Consider the following 3,692-nt stretch of genomic DNA (forward strand, 5'->3'; position numbering starts at 1 on the left):
GTGATTTGCTCGACCGGGTCGTAGTGCCGCTGGCCGATGCCCAGCCACGGGTAGCGGTGGCTGCGGCCGTCGGCGGCGTGGTAGAGCAGGGCGGCCGGTTTGCCCTGGCCGACGACGTCGATGCGGGTGCTGTACGGGGTGAGCCAGCGCGCGCCGAGATTGCCGCGGTCATAGGCGCTCAGCTGGCTGCGGTAGGTGCGGCTCCATTCGATAGGGAGCGGCGCGTCCAGCACGAAGTCAGTGTGGGTGAAGGTTTCGGCGCCGGTGGCGAAGCTGATCGAGTGCGCGGTGCCGCCTTTTGCGGGGCATAGCTTGCAGGCATTGGCGTCGCCCGTCGCCGGATGTTGGCGGCCGGTGGCGCCCAGCTCGTGGCCGGGCTTGTTCTTCTTGTGATGCGCGCCCTTGCTTGATGGGACCAGCGCCGCGTACCGCCGCTTGTGCTTGGTGACCGCGTCGCGCAGCCGCATCAGTAACCACCGGATGCTCATCTGCGCCTGTTCGTCGGCCAGGGCGGCGAGCTTGCCGCGAAACGCCGGCTTGAAGTCGGTCAGGTGCTTGACAATGCCCGTCACGCCAGCTACCGCGCTCTGCGGCAGGAGGCTGGCTGCCGCGGCGACAACGTAGTTCGCGCTCATCTTGTACTGCCTGCCAAGGGCGCCAAGCATGCGGCGCCAGCTGCTTTGCACTTTGGGGTCGTGCAGCTTGCTCTCCACTTCCGCCGTGGATGCCACGTCGAACAGCGGTTCATTGCCGATGCAGCGCTTGAGGATCTTGATCAGGTCGTCGGCAATGCCGTCGGCGGTATTGGCGCAATCGTCCAGGATACCTGCCAGCTTGCCCATCGCGCTGTCGATGAAGGTCTCGATCTCGCCGGCCAGCGTGGCGTTGAGGTGCGCGATCAGCACTTCGACCAGCGCGGGGCCGAGATCCTTGACGCCCCGCGCCAGCTTTTGCCGGACCAGGTGCAGCGCCGGCCGCAGGCTCATGCGCGCCGCGCTCATCCCCAGCGGCACCGGGATCACGCCGATCAGGTTGATGCCCAAGCTGACCCATTCCAGGAACTCGACTTCCTTCTTGTTGATGTACTTCTGGATGACCCCCATCACGTCCATGATGACGTCGATCAAGGCCATGATGTTGCCGATCACCGGCAGGCTGCCGGCCACCGTGCTCAGGCGTTCCAGCGTGACGTAGCCGTGGCTGATCTTGCGCAACCATTTGTCGAAGGCGGCGGCGCCGGCGCCGATGTCTTGCTGGTCGATGGTGTCGAGCGGAGCGACCGCGACTTCCGGCGCGCGCTCGGCGGACTTGGGCGGGGCTTGCGTGGGGTCGGTCATGGTGGCTTTTTATCTTTTTATATGACGGATTTTTTCGGGAACGAGGGCGGTACTTCAACGCCGATGCGCGGCAGCGATCCGGGCAAATGGAGGGCCGTCGCGCCGCCCGGCAGTTTGCCCGCAACATTGGCCATGGCCACCTGTCCGACCGGCGCCAGCAATGCTTGCGCGCCGCCCTTTCGCAGCGACTGCACCGCGCTTGCCGCTTGCTCCGCGGCTTGGGCAATCGCGCCGAACTTGCGGGCCGCGCCGTTAAGGCGGCCTGCCGCAGCTTTGGCGCCAGCCCCGGGCTGCGCCACGGTCGGCCATTCGGCTCCCTGGCCGAAGTAGCTGTCTTCGTCCCACGGGTCGCGCGGATCCTTGCCGTAGCTGACCGCGGCCATCCCCATCGGCAGGCCGGCCACGCTGGCAAAGCCGTTGCCATCGAGCGTCCCCCGGTGGACGCCGCCTTCGGCGTCGACGACGGTGTAGTCGCCTTGCCGGACGCCTTGGCGCCTGGCGCCTTCCGGGTTCACGTACTGGTGATGCAGGTCGAGCTGCCCCGGCGGCAGTTGCACGGTCTGCGGCAGGCTCGGCGTGCCTTCGCTCTTGCCGGGAACGAAGCTGTGTTGTGCCGCGTGTTGGCGCCAGGTGCCGTTGGTGCCATGAACGATTCCCGATGCGTTCCAGCGGCTGAAGCTGGTGCTGCCGTTGATCACCACCTCTTCCTTTGCCGTGATCGTGATCCGGTTGGCGGTATGGGTGATGTTGAGCTTGGCCAGGATGTTGACGCTGTCCTTCAAGGCGGTGATGTCGATGTCGGCGCTGGCCGCCACCAGTTTCATGCCGGCCTTGTAGGCAAACATGCGCACCGCTTCCTTGACGCTGACGAGCAGGCTCTTGCCCGCGCTCAGGCTGGTATGGCCGCCGCTGGTCAGGGCGGTGTGTTCCACGCTCATCAGATGGGTGGAACCCTGCGTGCTGGTTTCGATGCCGGCGGGGCTGGCTAGAAGCAGGTGGGGAGCCTGGAATTCCGGGAATTCGCCTTGCGCAGGCAGGCCCCCCTGGCCCTTGATGGCGTCGACCTGCGCCTGCAGCGCGGCGGCGACCTTGTCCTGGTCGCCCGGCTGGTGCGCCTGCGCCTGTTGCGCGACCTGCGACAGGCTGTCGTGCAACGCCTGGCCCTGCGCCATGCGCGCCAGCGTTTCCGCCATGTCGGTGATGTGGGCGCGGGCGTTCGGCCGTCCTTCGGTGCTGAGCAGCAGGCCCTGCTGCGCGCGCACCGCGCCGTGGCCGTCGGTGCGCAGCTCGAAGCCCTGGCCGCGTGCGTCCTTGCGTCCGGCGTTGTCTTCGATGCGGTTGATATGGCCGAGGCTGAGCTGGCTGGCGAGATGGTCGCTCTTGAGCTGCGCCTGGATCTTGCCCGGGGTATCGTCCAGCACCAGGTGATTGCCGCGCCCGCTGCCTTCACCCGACTGCAGTTCGTGGCTACGCAAGCCGCTCAAGGCCTGCTGTTCGGGCAACCGCCACGGCGGCATGTGCGTGTAGTTGTACAGCGCGCCAAGAATCAACGGATGGTCGATGTTCCCGTCGAGGAAAACCACTGCCACTTCGTCACCGACCCGCGGCAACTGGATATTCCCGAATTCGCTGCCGGCGCCGGGCGACATCACGCGCAGCCAGGGCGAACTGTTCTCGTCGTATTTGCCCTGCCTGTCCCAATGGAGCTGGATCTTGATCCGTCCATAACCATCGGTGTGGATCTCGGAACCGGCAGGCCCGACCACGATTGCCGTCTGGATGCCGGGATAGGTGCAGGGATGGCTGTTGTAGTTGCGTCCCGGCAGCCAGGGGATATCCTTGCGTATGCAGCGGAACGTGTTTTCGTAGTTCGACGGCGCGCCTGGTCCGGCCTGGTAATTGTTGCTGGCTTCGTGGTCGACGGAAAGGATCAGGTAGTCACGGTCGGCGATGCTTGGATGTGGCGCTTCGCCCCGCGCGGGGGATTGGGGTTCGGCGCTGAAGTGCCCGCCGAGCTTGAAGAAGCGGCCCGGCTGGACGGTGCGGTCGTTGCCGCGCGCGTCGAATGTTTGCGTGTTCGCGTCGCGCTCGCCCATGCGCTGAAAAGCGAGTTTCTCGCCGTCGTCGTGGGTCCGGAAACCGTAGGAGCCGGTGTTTTCGTAGATCTCGTAGGGAAAGACGTCGCCCTGGTCGTTGAGCGACTCGGCGGTCGAACGCTGTACGACGGGGTTCTTGAAATCGAAGCTGGCCAAGGTCGTCTGGCCGGAACCGATGCATCGCTTGGGGCTCCATTCGCGGATGCCGTCGTCTTCGAGCGAGCCGGCCCTGTCGCGGAACGGGATGGTTCCGGAATCG

At 65.9% G+C, this 3,692-nt stretch carries 2 protein-coding genes; both read right to left on the reverse strand.

Going from position 1 to position 3,692, the window contains the following annotated elements; translation table 11 throughout:
• Window positions 1-1,337: DUF6531 domain-containing protein (locus tag ISF28_RS30140; RefSeq protein WP_229519468.1), on the reverse strand; the 1,337-nt coding region annotated here is incomplete at its 3' end.
• Between the two features lie 17 nt (window positions 1,338-1,354).
• Window positions 1,355-3,692: type VI secretion system Vgr family protein (locus tag ISF28_RS30145; protein WP_198120866.1), on the reverse strand; the 2,338-nt coding region annotated here is incomplete at its 5' end.

The sequence above is a fragment of the Massilia rhizosphaerae genome, assembly GCF_016093545.1.
Classification (GTDB): Bacteria; Pseudomonadota; Gammaproteobacteria; order Burkholderiales; family Burkholderiaceae_D; genus Telluria; species Telluria rhizosphaerae.